Raw genomic sequence first — 18,003 nt, forward strand, 5'->3', positions numbered from 1 at the left:
CGTGTCCGGTGCGGCCGCTGCCTCCGGTGCGGCCGCCGGGCCGGATGCGTCCGCTGCGTCCGGTGCGGCCGCTGTGTCTGGTGCGGCCGCTGAGCCCACCGGGCCCGCTGCGTCCGCTTCGTCCGCTCAAGGACGGAACCCCACGCCCGCCACCCCGCTCATCCGCTCGGGGTGTTCGCCGACCGACTCCGGCTGGTCCGGCCGCCACTGCGGCAGGTAGACCACGCCCGGCTCCACGAGCTCGAAGCCCTCGAACATCGCGGTGACCTGCGCGCGGGTGCGCATGGTCAGCGGGGTCGGCGTCATCCGGTACAGGTTCTGGTGGTCCTCCGCCTGGTCGGGGCGGCCCTCCGAGGAGGCGTGCGAGAGGACCAGCGCGCTGCCGGGCGCAAGCGCGTCGCGGATCGTCGCGATCAGCTTCCACGGGTCCTCGTCGTCGCTGACGAAGTGCGCGACGGCCACCAGCAGGACGCCCACCGGCTCGCCGGCCGCCAGCAGCCCGGCCACCTCGGGGTGGGCCAGCAGGTCCGCGTCACGCAGGTCGGCCTGCACGACGGCGCACCCCGGGTCGTCCGCCAGCAGCAGCCGGCTGTGCGCGACGGCCACCGGGTCGCGGTCGACGTACACCACCTGCGCCTCGGGGCGGATCGCGCGGGCGATCTCGTGCACGGCACCGAAGGTCGGGATGCCGGAGCCGATGTCCAGGAACCGGGAGATGCCGCGCTCGGCGAGCAGCGTCACGGCGCGGCGCAGGAAGGCCCGGTTGGAGCGCATGATCTGGGGCAGCTCCGGCCACAGGGCGAGCGCCTTGCGGGCCATCTCCCGGTCCACCTCGAAGTTGTGCGATCCCCCGAGGTAGTAGTCGTAGACCCGTGCGGCGTTCGGTTTGTCCAGGTCCGTGCCCTCCGGTACCCAGCTCGGTCGCCGCATGCCTGTGACTCCTTCACTCCGGTTCTGGGGCAGCAGCGACCACAGGCCACTGCTGTGACAGATGAGACTACAAGCACAGAAGATCCTCCCCCGCACCCCGAACGGGTGCAAGCGGAGTGTCCGCTTCCCGCCCTGTCCCCCGGTCCGTCTCCCGCTCCGTCCGGCGGGCGCTGCCGACGGAGCTGCCGGGCGGGAGCGGGCGGCGGGGCGCCATGCGGGCACGGAGCCGAGAATGGAGGTGATGGCCGGACGCATCGAGGACTACGCCCTCATCGGCGACCTGCAGACCGCCGCCCTGGTCGGCCGGGACGGTTCGGTCGACTGGCTGTGCCTGCCCCGCTTCGACTCCCCCAGCTGCTTCGCCGGACTGCTCGGCGACCCCTGCCACGGCGCCTGGCGGCTCGCCCCCGCGGGCGCCGGCACCTGCCGCACCCGCCGCTACCGGGGCGACAGCCTCGTCCTGGAGAGCGAGTGGCACACCGCCGCCGGGCAGGTCCGGGTCACCGACTTCATGCCGCAGCGCGGCCCGGACGGGCGGCGCGCCCCGCAGCTGATCCGCGTCGTCGACGGCCTCACCGGCAGCGTCCCGATGCGCGGCGCGCTGCGGCTGCGCTTCAACTACGGGCGCGTCGACCCCTGGGTGCGGCGCACCGGACACCACCGGGTCGCCGTCGCCGGGCCCGACTCCGCCTGGCTGCGGGTGCCCGACGGCGTGCACACCTACGGCCTCGACGGGGTCACAACGTCCGATTTCACCGTCGCCGCCGGGCAACGCATCCCGTTCGTCCTCACCTGGCAGCCCTCCCACCTGGCCACCACCCCGCGCACCGACCCCGACCGGGCGCTGCTCGACACGGTCTCCCGCTGGCAGCACTGGGCGGCCGGGTGCCGCTACCAGGGCGAGTGGCGGGCCGCCGTCCTGCGCTCGCTGATCACCCTCAAGGCGCTGGCGTACGCGCCCACTGGCGGGATCGTCGCCGCGCCCACGGCCTCGCTGCCCGAACGGATCGGCGGGGCGCGCAACTGGGACTACCGCTTCTGCTGGCTGCGCGACTCCTCCATGACGCTCTCCGCCCTCCTGCGCAGCGGGTTCCGCGAAGAGGCCGTCGCCTGGCGCCGCTGGCTGCTGCGCGCCATCGCCGGGGACCCCGGCGACCTCCAGGCCGTCTACGGGGTCGCCGGCGAGCGCGTGCTCGGCGAGACCACCGCCGACTGGCTGCCCGGCTACGAGGGATCGCGGCCGGTGCGGTTCGGCAACGCCGCCGTCGGCCAGCTCCAACTCGACGTCTACGGCGAGGTGGTGGATACCCTGCACCTAGCGCTGCTGGCCGGTCTGCCGATGGAGCGGCACGTCTGGACGCTGCTCCGGGCGCTCATGGCCTACCTGGAACAGCACTGGCGCGAACCCGACGAAGGACTGTGGGAAGTGCGCGACGGGCGGCGGCACTTCGTGCACTCCAAGGTGATGTGCTGGGTCGCCGCCGACCGTGCCGTCCGGCTCGCCGAGGCCACCGGGCTGCCCGCGCCGACGGCGCGGTGGCGGGCGATGCGCGACGCCGTCCACTCCGACGTGTGCGCCCACGGCTACGACCGGCGGCGCGGCGTCTTCGTCCAGCACTACGGGGGGCGGGGGCTGGACGCGGCCACCCTGTTCGTCGTCAAGAGCGGGTTCCTGCCACCGGACGACCCCCGGGTCGTGCGCACCGTCGACGCCGTCCGCGACGGGCTCGACCACGGCGGACTGGTCCGGCGGTACCGGGCCGGACGGTCCGGCGGCGGGCCTGGCCGGGACGCGCGGGCGGGGGGCGGGCTCTCCGAGGGCGGGCCGGGCGGGGACGAGCCGGCCGGGGACAGGCTCTCCGGGGACGGGCTGGCCGAGGACGAAGGCGCCTTCCTCGCCTGCTCGTTCTGGCTCGCCGACGCGCTCGCCGCCACCGGACGGGCGGACGAGGCGCGCGAACTGTTCGGGCGCCTGGTCGGGCTCGCCAACGACCTGGGCCTGCTCTCGGAGCAGTGGGACCCGCACGCCGGACGCCAACTCGGCAACACCCCACAGGCGTTCAGCCACGTCGCCCTGGTCAACACCGCGTTCACGCTGACCCGACCGGACTAGGCTGGGGCCGTGGACCCCAACCACTACCGCTTCCGGGGCACGTGGCAATTCGCCGCACCCGCACGGGAGGTGTTCGCGGCGCTGGAGGACGTGCGGAGCTACCCGCTGTGGTGGCCGGAGATCCGGGAGGTGCGGCAGACGGGCGAGGAGGAGGGTGAGGTGGTGGTGCGCGCGCTGCTGCCGTACACGCTGGTGATCGGGCTGGAGGCGCGCCGACGTGACCCGGTGGCGGGGGTGCTGGAGGTCGCCATGCGGGGCGACCTCGCCGGATGGTCCCGGTTCACCGTCACACCGGAGGGCGCGGACCGCTGCCGCGTTCTCTTCGAGGAGGACACCCGCCCCGGCAAACCCCTGCTGCGCCGGCTCGCCCTGCCGCTGCACCCGCTGTTCCGGGCGAACCACGCGGTGATGATGCGACGGGGACGGCGCGGCCTGGCCCGGTACCTGGCGGCGGCGGGCGGGTGACGGCCGACGGGGTTCGGCGGACGGATTTCAGCGAACAGATTTCAAAATCTGTCTGCTGAAATCTGTTATCTGTTTTCTGTCATCTGTCAGCGGTCACTCGTCAGCGGTCACCCGTCTCACCGATCACTTGTCCGCCGGGAACAGCCACCTCCGCAGCCACCGCGTCACCAGCGGCAGCGCCGCGTACGTCATCAGCCCGCTGATGAGCGGCGCGGTGACCAGCGGGCGGACCGGCACCGGCAGGCCCGCGAGGTAGGGGCCGATCAGCACCGTGGACGCCACGACGAGCGGGGCGATCGCGAGCGTCGAGGCGACTGCCATCCGCCAGCGCACCGGCGGGCGGCGCTGCGCCGCGCCGGGCGTCGTGGCGAACCAGCCCTCCATGCCCAGGATCTCGTGCCGGTGCACCTCGTAGTGGTGGCCGTCCGCCTTCTCGAAGCAGGCCGCCCGAGCCGGGGAGGCCTGCCAGGCGCGGAAGGCCCCGGCGTCACGGAAGTGCAGCAGCAGGTGCCAGGGTTCGCCCGGCCCGGCCGGGCGCAGCAGCCCGGTGCCGAGGTTGCCCTCGTGGGCGGACGCGGCGGCGAGGATGTTCTTCGCCCACGCCTCGAACGCCTCCTCGTAGCCCGGCTCGACCCGCCGGGCCACGAACAGCGTGACCTCGTCGCCCTGTTCGGTGGCCGTCTCCTGCGCCGTCATCGCCATCCGCACCGCCCGCCTCTCCCCCGTGCGCCTGCCGTTCGCAGGCCGCCCGGAGCATACGGCCCACCCCCCGCGCCCCGCCCGCCGCGCCCGAAGCGTGGGACGGGCCGGCCCCGCCGGGGTTAGCGTGGCGGCGCACGCCCGACGCCCCGGAGGCCCGCCGTGAGCCGCAGCCCGAGCACCCCGCCCCGCACGCCCTCCCCCGCCCGCACCGCCGCCACGCCCGACTTCGGCTTCGGGCGGCCCTTCGACCGGTCCGGGACCGGGAGCAGCAAGTGGGCGCGTGCGGCGGCGCCGGGGGTGATCGCCATGAGCCTCGCCGACATGGACCTGCCCGGCCCGCCCGCCGTCGCCGAAGCGCTCACCCGCCGGGCCCGGCACCGGGCGTACGGGTACACGGTGTGCGACCCGGCCGGGCGGGAGCTGGTGGCGCGCTGGTACCGGACGCGGCACGGCGTCGCGGTCGACCCGGACTGGGTGCTGCTCCTGCCGTTCGGCCCGCGCACCGCGATCCGGCTGCTGCTGGAGGCCGTACGCCCGGAGGCGCCCGTCGCCTTCCCCACCCCGGAGTGGGGCGGCTTCGCCCAGGTCTGCCGCGCGGCCGGCCTGCCGTACCGCGAACTGCCGCTCACGCTCCGCCCGGAGGACGGCTACCGCCTTCCGTCCGGTCTGCTTCCCCGCCCCACCTCCGTGGTGCTGCTCAGCAGCCCGCACAACCCGTCCGGCCGCGTCTGGCCCGCCGGGGACATCCGCGCCCTCGCCGAGGAGGCGGCCGAGGCGGGCGCGCTGCTGGTCTCCGACGAGGTGCACGGCGACCTCACCCACCCCGGCCACACCCACCCCGTCGCCGTCACCACCGTCGACGAACCGCTCCGCGCCCGCACGGTCACGCTCAACTCCGTCGGCAAGACCTTCAACGCCTCCGGCCTCCCGAGCAGCTTCGCGCTCGTGCCCGACCCGGCCCTGCGCACCCGGCTGCTCGACACCATGGCGGGCTTCGGTTTCTGGGAGGGCGGCCTCGTCGAACAGGCCGTCCAGCACGCGGCGCTGAGCGAGGGCGGCCCCTGGCTGGACGCCCTGCTCGTCCACCTCGCCGCCGCCCGCGAGCGCCTGACCGACCTCCTCGGCCCCGCCGTCCGCTCCGCGCCGCAGGCGTCCTACCTGCTCTGGCTCGACGCCGCCGCACTGGGGCTCCCCCCGGCCGCCGCCCGCCAGGCGCTCCTCGACCGCTGCGCGCTGGAAGCCTCCGACGGCACCGAGTTCGGCACAGAGTCCGACACAGAGTCCGGCCCCGGGTCCGGCCCCGGTGGCCACGGCGCGCTGCGCCTGAACTACGCGCTGCCACAACCGGTGCTGGAGACCGTCCTCGAACGCCTCGCGCGGATCCGAGCACGGGCGTGAAGACCCCCGGGGCAACCCGTGAAAGCGCCGTCGGACTCCGCACGGAATACCGCCGAACGACGTTCACGGACAGTGCCGTTCACCCGATTGCACCGCCCCTGACCTGCATAGACGAACATTCACGCGAATTTTGCGGGGCGCCCCCGCATGCTCCGTAGCAGACTGGGCAAAGTAGACCGGGCCGCAATCGTGATCCCGAGGATGGTAAGTCCGGTGATACCCGTATCCCCAACCACTCCGCCCGACCGGCAGAGCCCCCCGACGCCCCCGGCCAAGGTCACCCCCTTGACGGAGTCGGGAGCGCGCAGCCACGTATCGGGGGTGTGTTTCAAGATCGGTCCGCCCCGGCTGGTCGGTGTCGAGGTCGAGTGGTTCGTCCACGACGACCGATGTCCCAGTCGGCCCGTCCCCCCTGAACGGACCCACGCCGCCCTCCGTTCGCTGCCGCTCGGCGGCGAGGACGGCACATCGCTCCCCTCCGGTTCGCGCCTCACGCTCGAACCCGGCGGACAGGTCGAGCTCAGCTCCCCGCCCGCCACCGGCCTCCTGGCCTGCGTCGACGACACCCGGCGCGATCTGACCGCCCTGCGGGCCGCGTTCGCGGCGCAGGGCCTGCGTCTCACCGGCACCGGTACCGACCCCCTCGCCCGCCCCCGCCGGATGGTCCTCGACCATCCCCGGTACCTCGCGATGGAGCGGCACTTCGACTCCGCCGGCCCCTGGGGCCGCATCATGATGACGGGCACCGCGTCCCTCCAGGTGTGCCTGGACGCCGGCGACGCGGACGGCCCGCACGCGGTGGACCGGCGCTGGCTGCTGGCGCACCGGCTCGGCCCGGTGCTGGTCGCGGCCTTCGCCAACTCACCGCTGCTGGACGGGAAGCCGACCGGCCACCGGTCCACCCGGCAGACCGTGTGGTCCCGGATGGACCCGACCCGCACGCTCGCCCCGGCCCCCGACCACGGCGACCCGCGCGAGGCGTGGGCCCAGTACGTGCTGGACGCCGAAGTGCTGTGCGTGCGCCGCCCGGACGGCCTGCCGTGGACGGCTCCGCGCGGCCTCACCTTCCGCGACTGGCTGCGCGGCGCCGGCGAACGCCCGCCCACCCTGGCCGACTTGGACTACCACCGCACCACCCTCTTCCCGCCGGTGCGCCCGCGCGGCCACCTGGAGCTGCGGATGATCGACGCCCAGCCCGGCGACGGCTGGGTGGTGCCCGCGGCCCTGGTCACCGCGCTGCTGGACGACCCGGTGGCCGCCGACGCCGCACTCGCCGCGCTGGAGCCGCTGGAGCCGTTGAAGGCGCCGGGGCCGCCGCGGGGCACGGACGGGCCGCGCCCGCCGCGCACCGACGTCTGGCGCCGGGCCGCCACCCTGGCCGTCGCCGACCCCGAACTGCGCCGCGCCGCGCTCGCCTGCTTCGCCGCCGCCGACGCCGCGCTGGGCCGCCTGCCCGGCGCCGCCCGGCTGCGCGCCACCGTCGCCGAATTCGCCGAGCGCTACCCCGCACGCGGCCGCTGCCCGGCCGACGACCAGCTGGACGCCCTGCGCGCCGGCACCCGACGCACTCCCCCGGAGGAGGCCGCCCCATGACCGACGTCCGACCCCCCGCCGAGGCTCCGGCGGGCACCGAGTCGCTGCGCGACGCCATCGCCGCCGAGCTGCTCGCCGCCCGTGCCCGCACCGCCGCCCTCACCGACTGCGTCGAGGACCACGACCTCACCGCCCAGCACTCGCCGCTGATGTCGCCGCTGGTCTGGGACCTGGCCCACATCGGCAACCAGGAGGAGCTCTGGCTGCTGCGCAACGTCGGCGGCCACGACCCGATGCACCCGGAGATCGACCCGCTCTACGACGCGTTCCAGCACCCGCGCGCCGAACGTCCCAGCCTGCCGCTGCTGCCGCCCGGCGAGGCCCGCGCGTACGCGCACGAGGTGCGCGGCCGGGTGCTCGACCTGCTCGCGGCGAGCCCGCTGGAGGGCGCGCCGCTGCTGGACGCCGGCTTCGCGTTCGGCATGATCGCGCAACACGAACAGCAGCACGACGAGACGATGCTGATCACCCATCAACTCCGCAAGGGCGAACCCGCCCTGGCCGCGCCCCCGCCACCGCCCGCGCCCGCGGACGCCGCCACGCTGCCCGCCGAAGTCCTCGTCCCCGCGGGGCCGTTCACGATGGGCACGGACATCGAACCGTGGGCGCTGGACAACGAGCGCCCGGCCCACGTCGTCGACCTCCCGGCGTTCCGGTTCGACACCACCCCCGTCACCAACGGCGCCTACCTGCGCTTCATCGCCGACGGCGGCTACGACGAGCCGCACTGGTGGACCCCCGAGGGTTGGGCGCACCGGCGGCAGGCCGGCCTGACCGCCCCGCTCTTCTGGCGGCACGAGGACGGCCAGTGGCTGCGCCGCCGCTTCGGCACGCTGGAGCCCGTCCCGCTGGACGAGCCGGTGCTGCACGTCAGCTGGTACGAGGCGGACGCGTACGCCCGTTGGGCCGGGCGGCGGCTGCCGACCGAGGCGGAGTGGGAGAAGGCCGCCCGGCACGACCCGGCGACCGGCCGTTCGCGCCGCTACCCCTGGGGCGACGGGAGCCCGACGCCCGACCACGCCAACCTCGGCCAGCGCCACCTGCGCCCGGCCCCGGCCGGCAGCTACCCGGCGGGCCAGTCCCCGTACGGCGTCCGGCAGTTGATCGGCGACGTGTGGGAGTGGACGGCGAGCGACTTCCGCCCGTACCCGGGCTTCCGGGCCTGGCCGTACGAGGAGTACTCGGAGGTGTTCTTCGGGCCCGAGTACAAGGTGCTGCGCGGCGGCGCCTTCGCGGTCGCGCCGGTGGCCTGCCGGGGCACCTTCCGCAACTGGGACTACCCGGTCCGCCGGCAGATCTTCTCCGGCTTCCGCACGGCCGCCGACGTCCCCGACCAGGGCGATGCCTGATGTGCCGCCACATCGCCTACCTGGGCCGGCCGGTGGCACCCGGAGAGCTGCTGGTCGTGCCGCCGTACGCGCTGCACCGCCAGTCCTGGGCGCCGCGTACGCAGCAGCACGGCACGATGAACGTCGACGGGTTCGGCCTCGGCTGGTACGCGGACGGCGACGAGATCCCCGCCCGCTACCGCCGGGCCGGGCCGATCTGGGCGGACGCCGCCTTCGCCGACCTCGCCCGGGTGATCCGCACCCGGGCGCTGCTGGCGGCCGTCCGCTCCGCCACCGAGGGGTGCGCGGCCGGCGAGCACGCCGCCGCACCGTTCTCCGCCGGGCGCTGGCTCTTCAGCCACAACGGCGCGGTGGCCGGCTGGCCGGACAAGCTCGACGCGCTCGCCGGGCTGCTGCCCGCCGCCGAGCTGCTGGACCTGGAGGCGCGCACCGACTCCGCCCTCGTGTGGGCGCTCACCCTGCACCGGCTGCGCGCCGGGGCCGGGCTGGGCGAGGCGCTCGCGGCCACCGTCGCGGACGTCACCGAGCACACCACCGGGCGGCTCAACCTGCTGCTGACCGACGGCCGCTCGGTCGCGGCGACCACCTGGGGCGACACACTGCACCACCGCACCCTGCCGGGGGGCGGTCTGGTGGTGGCCTCCGAACCGTACGACGACGAGCCCGGCTGGACGGCCGTCCCCGAGGGCTCGCTCCTCGTCGCCGGTGCCGAAGCCCTCGCCGGCGCGGAAACCCTGGCCGGCGCCGGAGCCCCGAACGGCCTCGACGCCACCGCCGCAGCCCTCACCGAAGCCGGACCGGACGGGCCTCCTCCGGCGCCGGCCGTCACCGTCCGCCCCCTCCCCCGCCGCGGCTGAGCCCGCGCCCTACCTTCACCTTCTGAACAGAGGACCGCCCTGTCATGAACAGCTTTGACCTCACCAGGCTGCTCCCCGCCGACCACTTCAGCACCGCCTTGCGCCACGACGTGCAGCACGGCCTGACGTCCGAACCCAAGTGGCTGCCCCCGAAGTGGTTCTACGACGCGCGCGGCAGCGACCTGTTCGAGGAGATCACCAGGCTGCCCGAGTACTACCCGACCCGCGCCGAACGGGCCATCCTCACCGCCCGGGCCGGCGAGATCGCCGCCGCGACCAAGGCCCGCACGCTCGTCGAGCTCGGCTCCGGCTCCTCCGAGAAGACCAGGCTCCTGCTGGACGCCCTGAACGACCTCGGCACGCTGCGCACCTACGTCCCGGTGGACGTCAGCGAGAGCGCGCTCACCTCGGCCGGCGAGGCGCTCGCCGCCGACTACCCCGGGGTCGCGGTGCACGGCGTGCTGGCCGACTTCACCGCGCGGCTCGGCCTGCCGCCGGACGGCGCCCCGCGCCTGGTCGCCTTCCTCGGCGGCACCCTCGGCAACCTGCTGCCCGACGAGCGCGCCGGCTTCCTCGGCGGCCTGCGCGCCACCCTCGACCAGGGCGACCACCTGCTGCTCGGCACCGACCTGGTCAAGGACCCGGCCGTGCTGGTCGCCGCCTACGACGACGCGGCCGGGGTGACCGCCGAGTTCAACCGCAACGTGCTGAACGTGCTCAACCGCGAGCTGGCCGCCGACTTCGACCCGGACGCCTTCGAGCACGTCGCGCTCTGGGACGCGGAGCGGGAGTGGATCGAGATGCGGCTGCGCTCGCTGCGCTCCCAGACCGTGAAGATCCCGGCCCTGGACCTGCCGGTGCACTTCGACCGCGGCGAGGAACTGCGCACCGAGGTGTCGGCCAAGTTCCGCCGCGAGCGGGTGGCCGAGGAGCTGGCGGCGGCCGGGATGCGGCTGACCCACTGGTGGACGGACGAGGAAGGCCGCTTCGGGCTGTCGCTGTCCGCCCCGATGTGAGGCGCCCGGCGGGCGGCGCGGCGCAGCGGCGCGGCGGCGGAGCACGCGACGCGCCGCCCGCCGCGGGACCTCGTCGGCCCCAATTTGCTTGTTCACCTTACGAATTCTCGGAGCAAAACTTGAGGAGCCCGGTGTACAAGAGTTAAACGAACAGGGGTTACGATCTCGGCTACCGAGCTCAGCGTTGAGTACCAGGAGTCAAGATCGTGAGCGTCACCCAGAAGCCCTCCGGGGCGGTCGAGGCCACCGCGCCCGGCCGCCTCGGCTTCGTCGTCTTCATCACCGCAGCCGCAGCCCTCGGCGGGTTCCTGTTCGGCTACGACAGCTCCGTGATCAACGGCGCCGTCTCGGGCATCCAGGAGAAGTTCGGCGTCGGCGACGGCGTGACCGGTCTGATCGTCTCCTCGGCCCTGCTCGGGTCGGCGATCGGCGCCGCGGTGGCCGGCCGGTTCGCCGACCGCTACGGCCGCATCAAGGTCATGAAGGCGGGCGCGCTGATGTTCGGCGTCAGCGCCGTCGGCTCGATGCTCCCGTTCTCCGCGTGGGACCTCGCCTTCTGGCGCGTGCTGGGCGGCGCCGCCATCGGCATCGCCTCGGTGATCGCGCCGACCTACATCGCCGAGGTCGCGCCGACCAGGTACCGCGGCCGCCTGGCCTCCTTCCAGCAGGCCGCGATCGTGCTCGGCATCGCGATATCCCAGCTGGTCAACTGGGTGCTGGCAGACGCCGCCGGCGGCGACACCCGCGGCAGGCTGCTCGGCCTGGAGGCCTGGCAGTGGATGCTCGGCATCTGCGTGATCCCGGCCGCCGTCTACTTCGTGCTCTCCTCGGTCATCCCCGAGTCCCCGCGCTACCTGATCCAGGCCGGCCGCCTCGACGACGCCCGCACCGTGCTCGCCGAGGTCGAGGGCGAGGGCGTCGACTCCGACGCCCGGATCGCCGAGGTCCAGGCCCTGATCGCCTCCGACCACCGCCCGCGCTTCCGTGACCTGCTCGGCGGCCGCTTCGGCCTGCTGCCGATCGTCTGGGTCGGCATCGGCCTGTCGGTCTTCCAGCAGCTCGTCGGCATCAACGTGATCTTCTACTACTCGTCGATCCTGTGGCAGTCGGTCGGCATCGACCAGAGCAACTCGCTGCTGATCAGCTTCATCGGCTCGGTCATCAACATCCTCGGCACCGTGATCGCGATCCTGCTGGTGGACCGGATCGGCCGCAAGCCGCTCGCCCTGATCGGCTCGGCCGGCATGGCCGTCGCCCTCGGCGCCGCCGGCTGGGCGTTCTCCTCGGCCACCGGCAGCGGCGACAACGTCACCCTGCCCGACCTCCAGGGCACCGTCGCGCTGGTCGCCGCCAACGCCTTCGTGCTGTTCTTCGCGATGTCGTGGGGCGTGGTCGTCTGGGTGATGCTCGGCGAGATGTTCCCGAACCGCGTCCGCGCCGCCGCCCTGTCCGTCGCCGCCTCCGCGCAGTGGATCGCCAACTGGGCGATCACCGTCTCGTTCCCGTCGATGTCCCGCTGGAACCTGTCCGCGACCTACCTGATCTACGCCGCCTTCGCCGCGCTGTCGATCGTCTTCGTGGCCAAGTACATGAAGGAGACGAAGGGCGTCCGCCTGGAGGACATGGGCTGACGGGAGGACACGGGCCGCTCCGCCGGCCCCGGACCTCCGGCCCCCGCACCCTAGCGCGATCAGCGCGGGTGCGGGGGCCGAATCGTTCACTCCCTGCGGCGGGCCGGCCGGCTCCGGTACTCCTGTTCGGCAGGAGGGATGTCTTGATCTTCAACCGGCTTCGCACCCGCAGATCCGCCGCCGCGCCCGCCGGCGGCTGCCCGTACGCCCACACCCACCCCGGGGCCCACCCCGCCGGGCCACACGCCGCCGGACCCCACGACCCCGGGCCCCACGGTTCCGGGCCCCACCCCGCGGAGCCCCGCACCGCCGGAGCGGGCGACGCGCTGCTCCCGGCGGACCCGCCGTTCACCGACCCCGCCCAGGCCACCTCGTTCATCCGGCAGTTCCACCACGAGCAGCCCGCGGCCGGCGGCGACCCGGACGAGCGGATACGCGCCGTGCTCGACGAGATCGACCGCACCGGCACCTACGAGCACACCCCCGCCGAGCTCGCCTACGGCGCCAAACTGGCCTGGCGCAACGCCGCCCGCTGCATCGGCCGGCTGTACTGGCGCAGCCTCGTGGTGCGCGACCTGCGCCACCTCACCTCCGCCGACGACATCGCCGCCGAGTGCTTCGAACACCTGCGGCTGGCCGGCAACGGCGGCCGGATCCGCCCGGTCGTCTCGGTGTTCGCCCCCGACCGGCCCGGCCGGCCCGCCGCGCGCATCCTCAACCAGCAACTCGTCCGCTACGCCGGCCACCGGACGACGGCCGCCGACCCGGACGACGGCCCGTACGACGGCCCGGACGGCATCCCCGACGGCATCACCCACGATGTCACCGGCGGCGTGACCGGCCGCGTGACCGGCGACCCGGCCGGCGTCCAACTCGCCGCCCTCGCCCGGGACCTGGGCTGGAAGTGCGCCGAGGACCGCTTCGAGGTACTGCCCCTGCTGATCCGGGAACGGCCCGGCGAGCGCCCCGAGTGGTACCAGCTCCCGGACGACACCACGCTCGAAGTCCCGCTCTCCCACCCCGAGTTCGCCTGGTTCGCCGAACTCGGCCTGCGCTGGTACGCGGTACCGGCGATCAGCGACATGACACTGGAGATCGGCGGCGTGCGCTACCCCGCCGCACCCTTCAACGGCTGGTACATGGGCACCGAGATCGGCGCCCGCAACCTCGCCGACGCCGACCGCTACGACATGCTCGCCACCGTCGCCGGACGGCTCGGCCTGGACACCTCCAACGACCGCACCCTCTGGCGGGACCGCGCGCTGGTCGAGCTCAACGTCGCCGTGCTGCACTCCTTCCAGGAGGCGGGGGTGACGATGGCCGACCACCACACCGAGTCGGAGCGCTTCCTCAAGCACGTCGCGCAGGAGAAGCGCCTCGGCCGGCCCACCCCGGCGGACTGGAGCTGGATCGTGCCCCCGGTCTCCGGCGGGCTCACCCCCGTCTACCACCGCTACTACGACCCGGTGGACCCGTCGCTGCGCCCGGCCTTCCTGGCACGCGAGCCCTGGTGACGCGCGGGCCCCGGTGACGCGCGGGCCCTTGTGACGTGCGGGCGCTGGTGACCAGGCGGGGCCGGCCGCCGGCGCGGGCTACGCGCCCGCCCCGGTGAGGCGCTCGAAGCGCAGCGCCAGCCCGTCGAGGAGCGCCTCCAGACCGGTCTCGAACGCGGCCTCGTCGACGGTGCCCCGGTGGCCGGCCAGTCGGTGCGCCTCGCCGAGGTGCGGGTAGTCGGCGACGTCGTACAGCTCCGCGTCCGCCGGGAACCCGGCCGCGAAGGAGGCCAGCGCCGAGCCGGTGACGAAGTAGCGCATCAGCGCGCCGATCCGGGTGGCCTGGCCGCGCGGCCACCCCGCGTCCACCAGGTGCCCGAACACGGCGTCGGCCAGGCGCAGCGCGTGCGGCCGGCGGCCGGGGCCCTGGGCGAGCACCGGGACGATGTTGGGGTGGGCGGCCAGCGCGGCGCGGTAGGAGCGGGCCCAGTCGCGCAGCGCCTCCGGCCACGGGGTCGGCGCCGCCGCACCCGCCGTGCCTGCCGTGCCCGGCGCACCCGCCGTGCCCGGCGATCCGCCGAACATCGACAGGTCGACTTCCCCGATGACGGTGTCGACGACCGCGTCCAGGAGCTCGTCCTTGGTCGCGAAGTGGTTGTAGAGCGACGGCCCGCTGACCGACAGCTCGGTGGCGAGTCGGCGGGTGGAGAGGGCGTCCAGGCCCTCGGCGTCGATCAGCCGCAGCGCGGCGGAGACGATGCGCTCGCGGCTGAGCAGCGGGGTGCGCGGGCGGGCCATCGAGCGGCTTCCTCCGGTTCCTCGGGCGGTCCGTCCGGCCGGAGTCCTCCGGTCGGGTGGGTCGGGGACCGATTCTGACAGGCGCCTCTTCCCAGCACGGCCCGGTCGGAGCTACAGTCCCCCCGTAAAACTTGCAGCGCTAGTTTAATGGGCACGGAAGGTCGGTGGGCGCGACAGCCCCTCGCCGGGCCCGGAACCGGGAGCCGCCGTGAATCTGGAGCTGTCCGAGGAGCAGACCGCCGTCCGGGAACTCGCCGCCGAGTTCACCGACCGCGAGATCGCCCCGTACGCCGCCGCGTGGGACCGCGCCGAGTCCGTGGACCGCGCGATCGTCGGCAAACTCGCCAAGCTGGGCTTCCTCGGCCTCACCCTGCCCGAGGAGTACGGCGGCAGCGGCGGCGACCACCTCGCCTACTGCCTCGTCCTGGAGGAGCTCGGACGCGGCGACTCGGCGGTGCGCGGCATCGTCTCCGTCTCCCTCGGGCTCGTCGCCAAGTCGATCAACAGCCACGGCACCGAGGAGCAGAAGCGCCACTGGCTCCCCCGGCTCACCTCCGGCGAGGCCCTCGCGTGCTTCGCCCTCACCGAACCCGGCACCGGCTCGGACGCGGCCAACCTCACCACCCGGGCCGTCCGGGACGGTGACGACTGGCTGATCAGCGGCGCCAAGACCTTCATCACCAACGGCACCTGGGCCGACGTCGCCCTCGTCTTCGCCCGCACCGGCGGCGACGACCCGCAGCAGCGCGGCCACAAGGGCATCACCGCCTTCCTCGTCCCCACCGACCTGCCCGGCTTCACCCGCACCGAGATCCACGGCAAGCTCGGCCTGCGCGGCCAGGCCACCGCCGAACTCTCCTTCGACGCGGTCCGGGTGCCCGACGGCGCCCGGCTCGGCGCCGTCGGCAAGGGCTTCGGCGTGGCGATGGGCGCCCTCGCCAAGGGCCGGATGTCGGTCGCCGCCGGCTGCGTCGGCATCGCCCGCGCCTGCCTGGAGGCCGCCGTGCGCTACGCCGGGGAACGCGAGCAGTTCGGCAAACCGATCGCCTCGCACCAGCTCGTCCAGGAACTGCTGGCCGGCATCGCCGTCGACGTCGAGGCCGCCCGGCTGCTCACCTGGAAGGTCGCCGACCACATCGAACGCGGCCTGCCGTTCGCCACCGAGTCCTCCGTCGCCAAGCTCTACGCGAGCGAGGCCGCCGTCCGGGCCGCCAACAACGCGCTCCAGGTGTTCGGCGGCTACGGGTTCATCGACGAGTACCCGGTCGGCAAGTACCTGCGCGACGCGCGGGTCATGACCCTCTACGAGGGCACCAGCCAGATCCACCAGCTGCTCATCGGCCGCGCGCTCACCGGCGTCAACGCCTTCTGAGCCCTCCGAGCCCTCTCAGCCACCTGAGCCTCCTGAACCATCCGACCAGGACACCCCCACCCCTCCACTGGACAAGGAGCCCGACGACGTGCGTCCCGTCTACTTCGCCGCCGCCCGCCGCACACCCATCGGCCGGCTGCGCGGAGCGCTCGCCACGGTCCGGCCGGACGACCTCTCGGCCACCGTGCTGCGCGCCCTGCTCGCCGACGTGCCCGCCCTCGACCCCGCCCGCATCGACGACGTCTACTGGGGCGCCGCCAACCAGGCCGGCGAGGACAACCGCAACGCCGCCCGGATGGCCGTCCTGCTCGCCGGCCTGCCCGACACCGTCCCCGGCGCCACCGTCAACCGGCTCTGCGCCTCCGGCCTGGAGGCCGTCACGCTCGCAGCGCGGGCGATCGGCTCCGGCGAGGCCGACGTCGTGCTCGCCGGCGGCTGCGAGTCGATGACCCGCGCCCCCTTCGTCCTCCCCCGCCCCGACGAGGCGCTCCCGCACCGGATCGAGACCTACGACACCCGGCTCGGCTGGCGGCTCACCAACCCCCGGATGGCCGAACTGCACGGCGTGCTCAGCATGGGCGAGACCGCCGAGGAGGTGGCCGGCCGGTACGGCATCGGCCGCGAACGCCAGGACGCCTTCGCGCTGCGCAGCCACCAGCGGGCCGCCGCCGCGCGCAAGGACGGGCACTTCGACGCCGAGCTGATCCCGGTCGAGCGGCCGGACGGCGTGACGGTGACCCTGGACGAGGGAATCCGCGAGGACACCAGCCTGGAGAAGCTCGCCCGGCTCAAGCCCGCGTTCCGCCCGGACGGCACCGTCACCGCCGGGAACGCCTCGCCCATGAACGACGGCGCCGCCGGGCTCGTCCTGGTCAGCGAGGAGGCGCTGCGCGACCTGGGCCTGGAGCCGCTCGGCCGGTACGTCGCCGGGGCCTCCGCCGGAGTACACCCGGACGTCATGGGCATCGGACCGGTGCCCGCGACGCGGAAGGCGCTCGGGCGCAGCGGCTGGTCGATCGGCGACGTCGACACTGCCGAGCTGAACGAGGCGTTCGCGGCCCAGGCGCTGGCCTCCATGGACGGGCTGGGCATCGACCCCGAGCGCGTCAACCCGAGCGGCGGCGCGATCGCCCTCGGCCACCCGCTCGGCGGCTCCGGCGCCCGCATCCTGACGACGCTGCTGCACCGGATGCACCGCACCGGCGCGCGGCGCGGGCTCGCCACGATGTGCGTGGGCGTCGGGCAGGGCACGGCCGTGCTGGTCGAGAACGCCTGACGTTCCGGCTCATTCCTGCGTTCCGCTGGTTCGTTCCACTCGTTCCAATCGTTCTGCTCGTTCCGACGTTCCGGCTCGTCCTGACGTCGTTTTGTCCGGACCTGGTTTTATCCGGACATCCCTTTGTCTACATATCCACCCTCAGGACCCACCCCCCAGGGAGTACGAAGTGTCGCGTTTCGCAGGAAAGGTCGCCGTGGTCACCGGTGCGGCGCAGGGCATCGGCGCGGCGACGGCCCGCCGGCTGGCCGAGGAGGGCGCGGCGGTCGCCGTCGTCGACCTCACGGCCGAGCGCGCGGCCGGGACGGTCGCCGAGATCACCGCCAAGGGCGGCACGGCACGGGCGTACGGCTGCGACGTGGCCGACTACGACGCCGTCGAGGCGGTGTTCGCCCGGGTCGCCGCCGACCTCGGCGGCGTGCACATCCTGGTCAACAACGCCGGGATCACCCGGGACAACCTGTTCTTCAAGATGCCGAAGGCCGACTGGGACGCGGTGCTGACGGTCAACCTGACCAGCGCCTACAACTGCAGCCACGTCGCGCAGAAGTACATGGTGGCACAGAAGTTCGGCAAGATCGTCTCGCTCAGCTCGCGCTCGGCGCTCGGCAACCGCGGCCAGGCCAACTACGCCGCCGCCAAGGCCGGCATCCAGGGGCTGACCGCGACCCTGGCCATCGAGCTGGGCCCGTTCAACATCAACGTCAACGCCGTCGCGCCCGGCTACGTCGCCACCGCGATGACCGCCGCGACCGCGGAGCGGGTCGGCAGCTCGGCCGAGGAGCACCAGGCCGAGGTGTCCGCCAGGACCCCGCTGCGGCGGGTCGGGCAGCCGGAGGAGATCGCCTCGGTGGTCGTGTTCCTCGCGAGCGAGGACGCCTCGTACGTCAGCGGGCAGACCCTGTACGTCAACGGCGGGGCACGCTGACCCGACGAAGGCTTACCCCGCGCCGATGAACTTGGTAAAGTTGGCCAACACGGTGAAAACTGTGAAATCGGCGAGGCTTCCC

15 protein-coding genes are annotated in these 18,003 nt (G+C 74.1%); 12 read left to right on the forward strand and 3 right to left on the reverse strand.

Annotated features, from left to right (window positions below):
- Positions 1-126: 126 nt before the first annotated feature.
- Positions 127-930: an SAM-dependent methyltransferase gene (locus tag ACFXDE_RS00575; RefSeq protein ID WP_380446059.1), complete on the reverse strand. Its 804-nt coding sequence runs from the start codon at positions 928-930 to the stop codon at positions 127-129.
- Positions 931-1,171: 241 nt separating this feature from the next.
- Between ACFXDE_RS00575 and ACFXDE_RS00580 the strand changes: the two genes are divergently transcribed.
- Positions 1,172-3,043 carry a glycoside hydrolase family 15 protein gene (locus tag ACFXDE_RS00580; RefSeq protein WP_380489349.1) on the forward strand — a complete coding sequence of 624 codons (1,872 nt, stop codon included), beginning with the start codon at positions 1,172-1,174 and terminating at the stop codon, positions 3,041-3,043.
- 9 nt (positions 3,044-3,052) lie between these two features.
- Positions 3,053-3,508 carry an SRPBCC family protein gene (locus tag ACFXDE_RS00585; RefSeq protein ID WP_380489352.1) on the forward strand — a complete coding sequence of 152 codons (456 nt, stop codon included), beginning with the start codon at positions 3,053-3,055 and terminating at the stop codon, positions 3,506-3,508.
- Between the two features lie 123 nt (positions 3,509-3,631).
- Here the strand turns inward: ACFXDE_RS00585 and ACFXDE_RS00590 are convergent, their stop codons facing one another.
- On the reverse strand, positions 3,632-4,210 hold the full coding sequence (locus tag ACFXDE_RS00590) for an antibiotic biosynthesis monooxygenase (RefSeq protein WP_380437943.1): 579 nt from the start codon (positions 4,208-4,210) through the stop codon (positions 3,632-3,634).
- Positions 4,211-4,369: 159 nt separating this feature from the next.
- Between ACFXDE_RS00590 and ACFXDE_RS00595 the strand changes: the two genes are divergently transcribed.
- From ACFXDE_RS00595 to ACFXDE_RS00625, 7 genes are all read left to right on the forward strand, one after another.
- Positions 4,370-5,608 carry an aminotransferase class I/II-fold pyridoxal phosphate-dependent enzyme gene (locus ACFXDE_RS00595; RefSeq protein WP_380489356.1) on the forward strand — a complete coding sequence of 413 codons (1,239 nt, stop codon included), beginning with the start codon at positions 4,370-4,372 and terminating at the stop codon, positions 5,606-5,608.
- A gap of 321 nt (positions 5,609-5,929) precedes the next feature.
- Complete coding sequence (gene egtA, locus ACFXDE_RS00600; RefSeq protein ID WP_380489359.1) at positions 5,930-7,201, forward strand: ergothioneine biosynthesis glutamate--cysteine ligase EgtA; 1,272 nt, start codon at positions 5,930-5,932, stop codon at positions 7,199-7,201.
- On the forward strand, positions 7,198-8,550 hold the full coding sequence (gene egtB / locus ACFXDE_RS00605; protein WP_380489362.1) for an ergothioneine biosynthesis protein EgtB: 1,353 nt from the start codon (positions 7,198-7,200) through the stop codon (positions 8,548-8,550). Before egtA ends, egtB begins: the two co-directional genes overlap by 4 nt.
- Positions 8,550-9,407: an ergothioneine biosynthesis protein EgtC gene (egtC, locus tag ACFXDE_RS00610; protein WP_380489364.1), complete on the forward strand. Its 858-nt coding sequence runs from the start codon at positions 8,550-8,552 to the stop codon at positions 9,405-9,407. The genes egtB and egtC overlap by 1 nt, the downstream gene beginning before the upstream one ends.
- A gap of 44 nt (positions 9,408-9,451) precedes the next feature.
- Positions 9,452-10,423, forward strand: a complete 972-nt coding sequence (gene egtD / locus ACFXDE_RS00615; RefSeq protein WP_380489367.1) for an L-histidine N(alpha)-methyltransferase — start codon at positions 9,452-9,454, stop codon at positions 10,421-10,423.
- Between the two features lie 203 nt (positions 10,424-10,626).
- Complete coding sequence (locus ACFXDE_RS00620; protein WP_380490076.1) at positions 10,627-12,054, forward strand: sugar porter family MFS transporter; 1,428 nt, start codon at positions 10,627-10,629, stop codon at positions 12,052-12,054.
- A gap of 326 nt (positions 12,055-12,380) precedes the next feature.
- Entirely contained in the window at positions 12,381-13,568 is a 1,188-nt protein-coding gene (locus ACFXDE_RS00625) for a nitric oxide synthase oxygenase (RefSeq protein ID WP_380490079.1), read from the forward strand.
- Between the two features lie 78 nt (positions 13,569-13,646).
- Here ACFXDE_RS00625 and ACFXDE_RS00630 read toward each other — a convergent pair whose 3' ends face one another.
- A complete protein-coding gene (locus ACFXDE_RS00630; protein ID WP_380489370.1) occupies positions 13,647-14,345 on the reverse strand; it encodes a TetR/AcrR family transcriptional regulator in 699 nt (232 codons plus the stop codon).
- A 208-nt stretch (positions 14,346-14,553) separates the two neighbouring features.
- Here ACFXDE_RS00630 and ACFXDE_RS00635 point away from each other — a divergent pair, with 208 nt between their 5' ends.
- From ACFXDE_RS00635 to fabG, 3 genes are all read left to right on the forward strand, one after another.
- The gene (locus tag ACFXDE_RS00635; protein WP_380489373.1) at positions 14,554-15,717 is read left to right on the forward strand and encodes an acyl-CoA dehydrogenase family protein; all 1,164 of its coding nucleotides are present in this window, start codon (positions 14,554-14,556) and stop codon (positions 15,715-15,717) included.
- A gap of 88 nt (positions 15,718-15,805) precedes the next feature.
- Positions 15,806-16,993, forward strand: a complete 1,188-nt coding sequence (locus ACFXDE_RS00640; protein ID WP_380489376.1) for a thiolase family protein — start codon at positions 15,806-15,808, stop codon at positions 16,991-16,993.
- A 169-nt stretch (positions 16,994-17,162) separates the two neighbouring features.
- Positions 17,163-17,921: a 3-oxoacyl-ACP reductase FabG gene (gene fabG / locus ACFXDE_RS00645; RefSeq protein WP_380437925.1), complete on the forward strand. Its 759-nt coding sequence runs from the start codon at positions 17,163-17,165 to the stop codon at positions 17,919-17,921.
- Positions 17,922-18,003: the final 82 nt, after the last annotated feature.

It is taken from the genome of Kitasatospora sp. NPDC059408 (assembly GCF_042751525.1).
In the GTDB taxonomy this organism is placed as follows: domain Bacteria; phylum Actinomycetota; class Actinomycetes; order Streptomycetales; family Streptomycetaceae; genus Kitasatospora.

Excerpts from the sequence above, each read along its gene's own strand:
- ACFXDE_RS00575 (WP_380446059.1), bottom strand. The coding sequence starts at position 930 with ATGCGGCGACCGAGCTGGGTACCGGAGGGCACGGACCTGGACAAACCG.
- ACFXDE_RS00590 (WP_380437943.1), bottom strand. The coding sequence starts at position 4,210 with ATGGCGATGACGGCGCAGGAGACGGCCACCGAACAGGGCGACGAGGTC.
- egtC (WP_380489364.1), top strand. The coding sequence starts at position 8,550 with ATGTGCCGCCACATCGCCTACCTGGGCCGGCCGGTGGCACCCGGAGAG.
- egtD (WP_380489367.1), top strand. The coding sequence starts at position 9,452 with ATGAACAGCTTTGACCTCACCAGGCTGCTCCCCGCCGACCACTTCAGC.
- ACFXDE_RS00630 (WP_380489370.1), bottom strand. The coding sequence starts at position 14,345 with ATGGCCCGCCCGCGCACCCCGCTGCTCAGCCGCGAGCGCATCGTCTCC.
- ACFXDE_RS00580 (WP_380489349.1), top strand. The coding sequence starts at position 1,172 with ATGGCCGGACGCATCGAGGACTACGCCCTCATCGGCGACCTGCAGACC.
- egtB (WP_380489362.1), top strand. The coding sequence starts at position 7,198 with ATGACCGACGTCCGACCCCCCGCCGAGGCTCCGGCGGGCACCGAGTCG.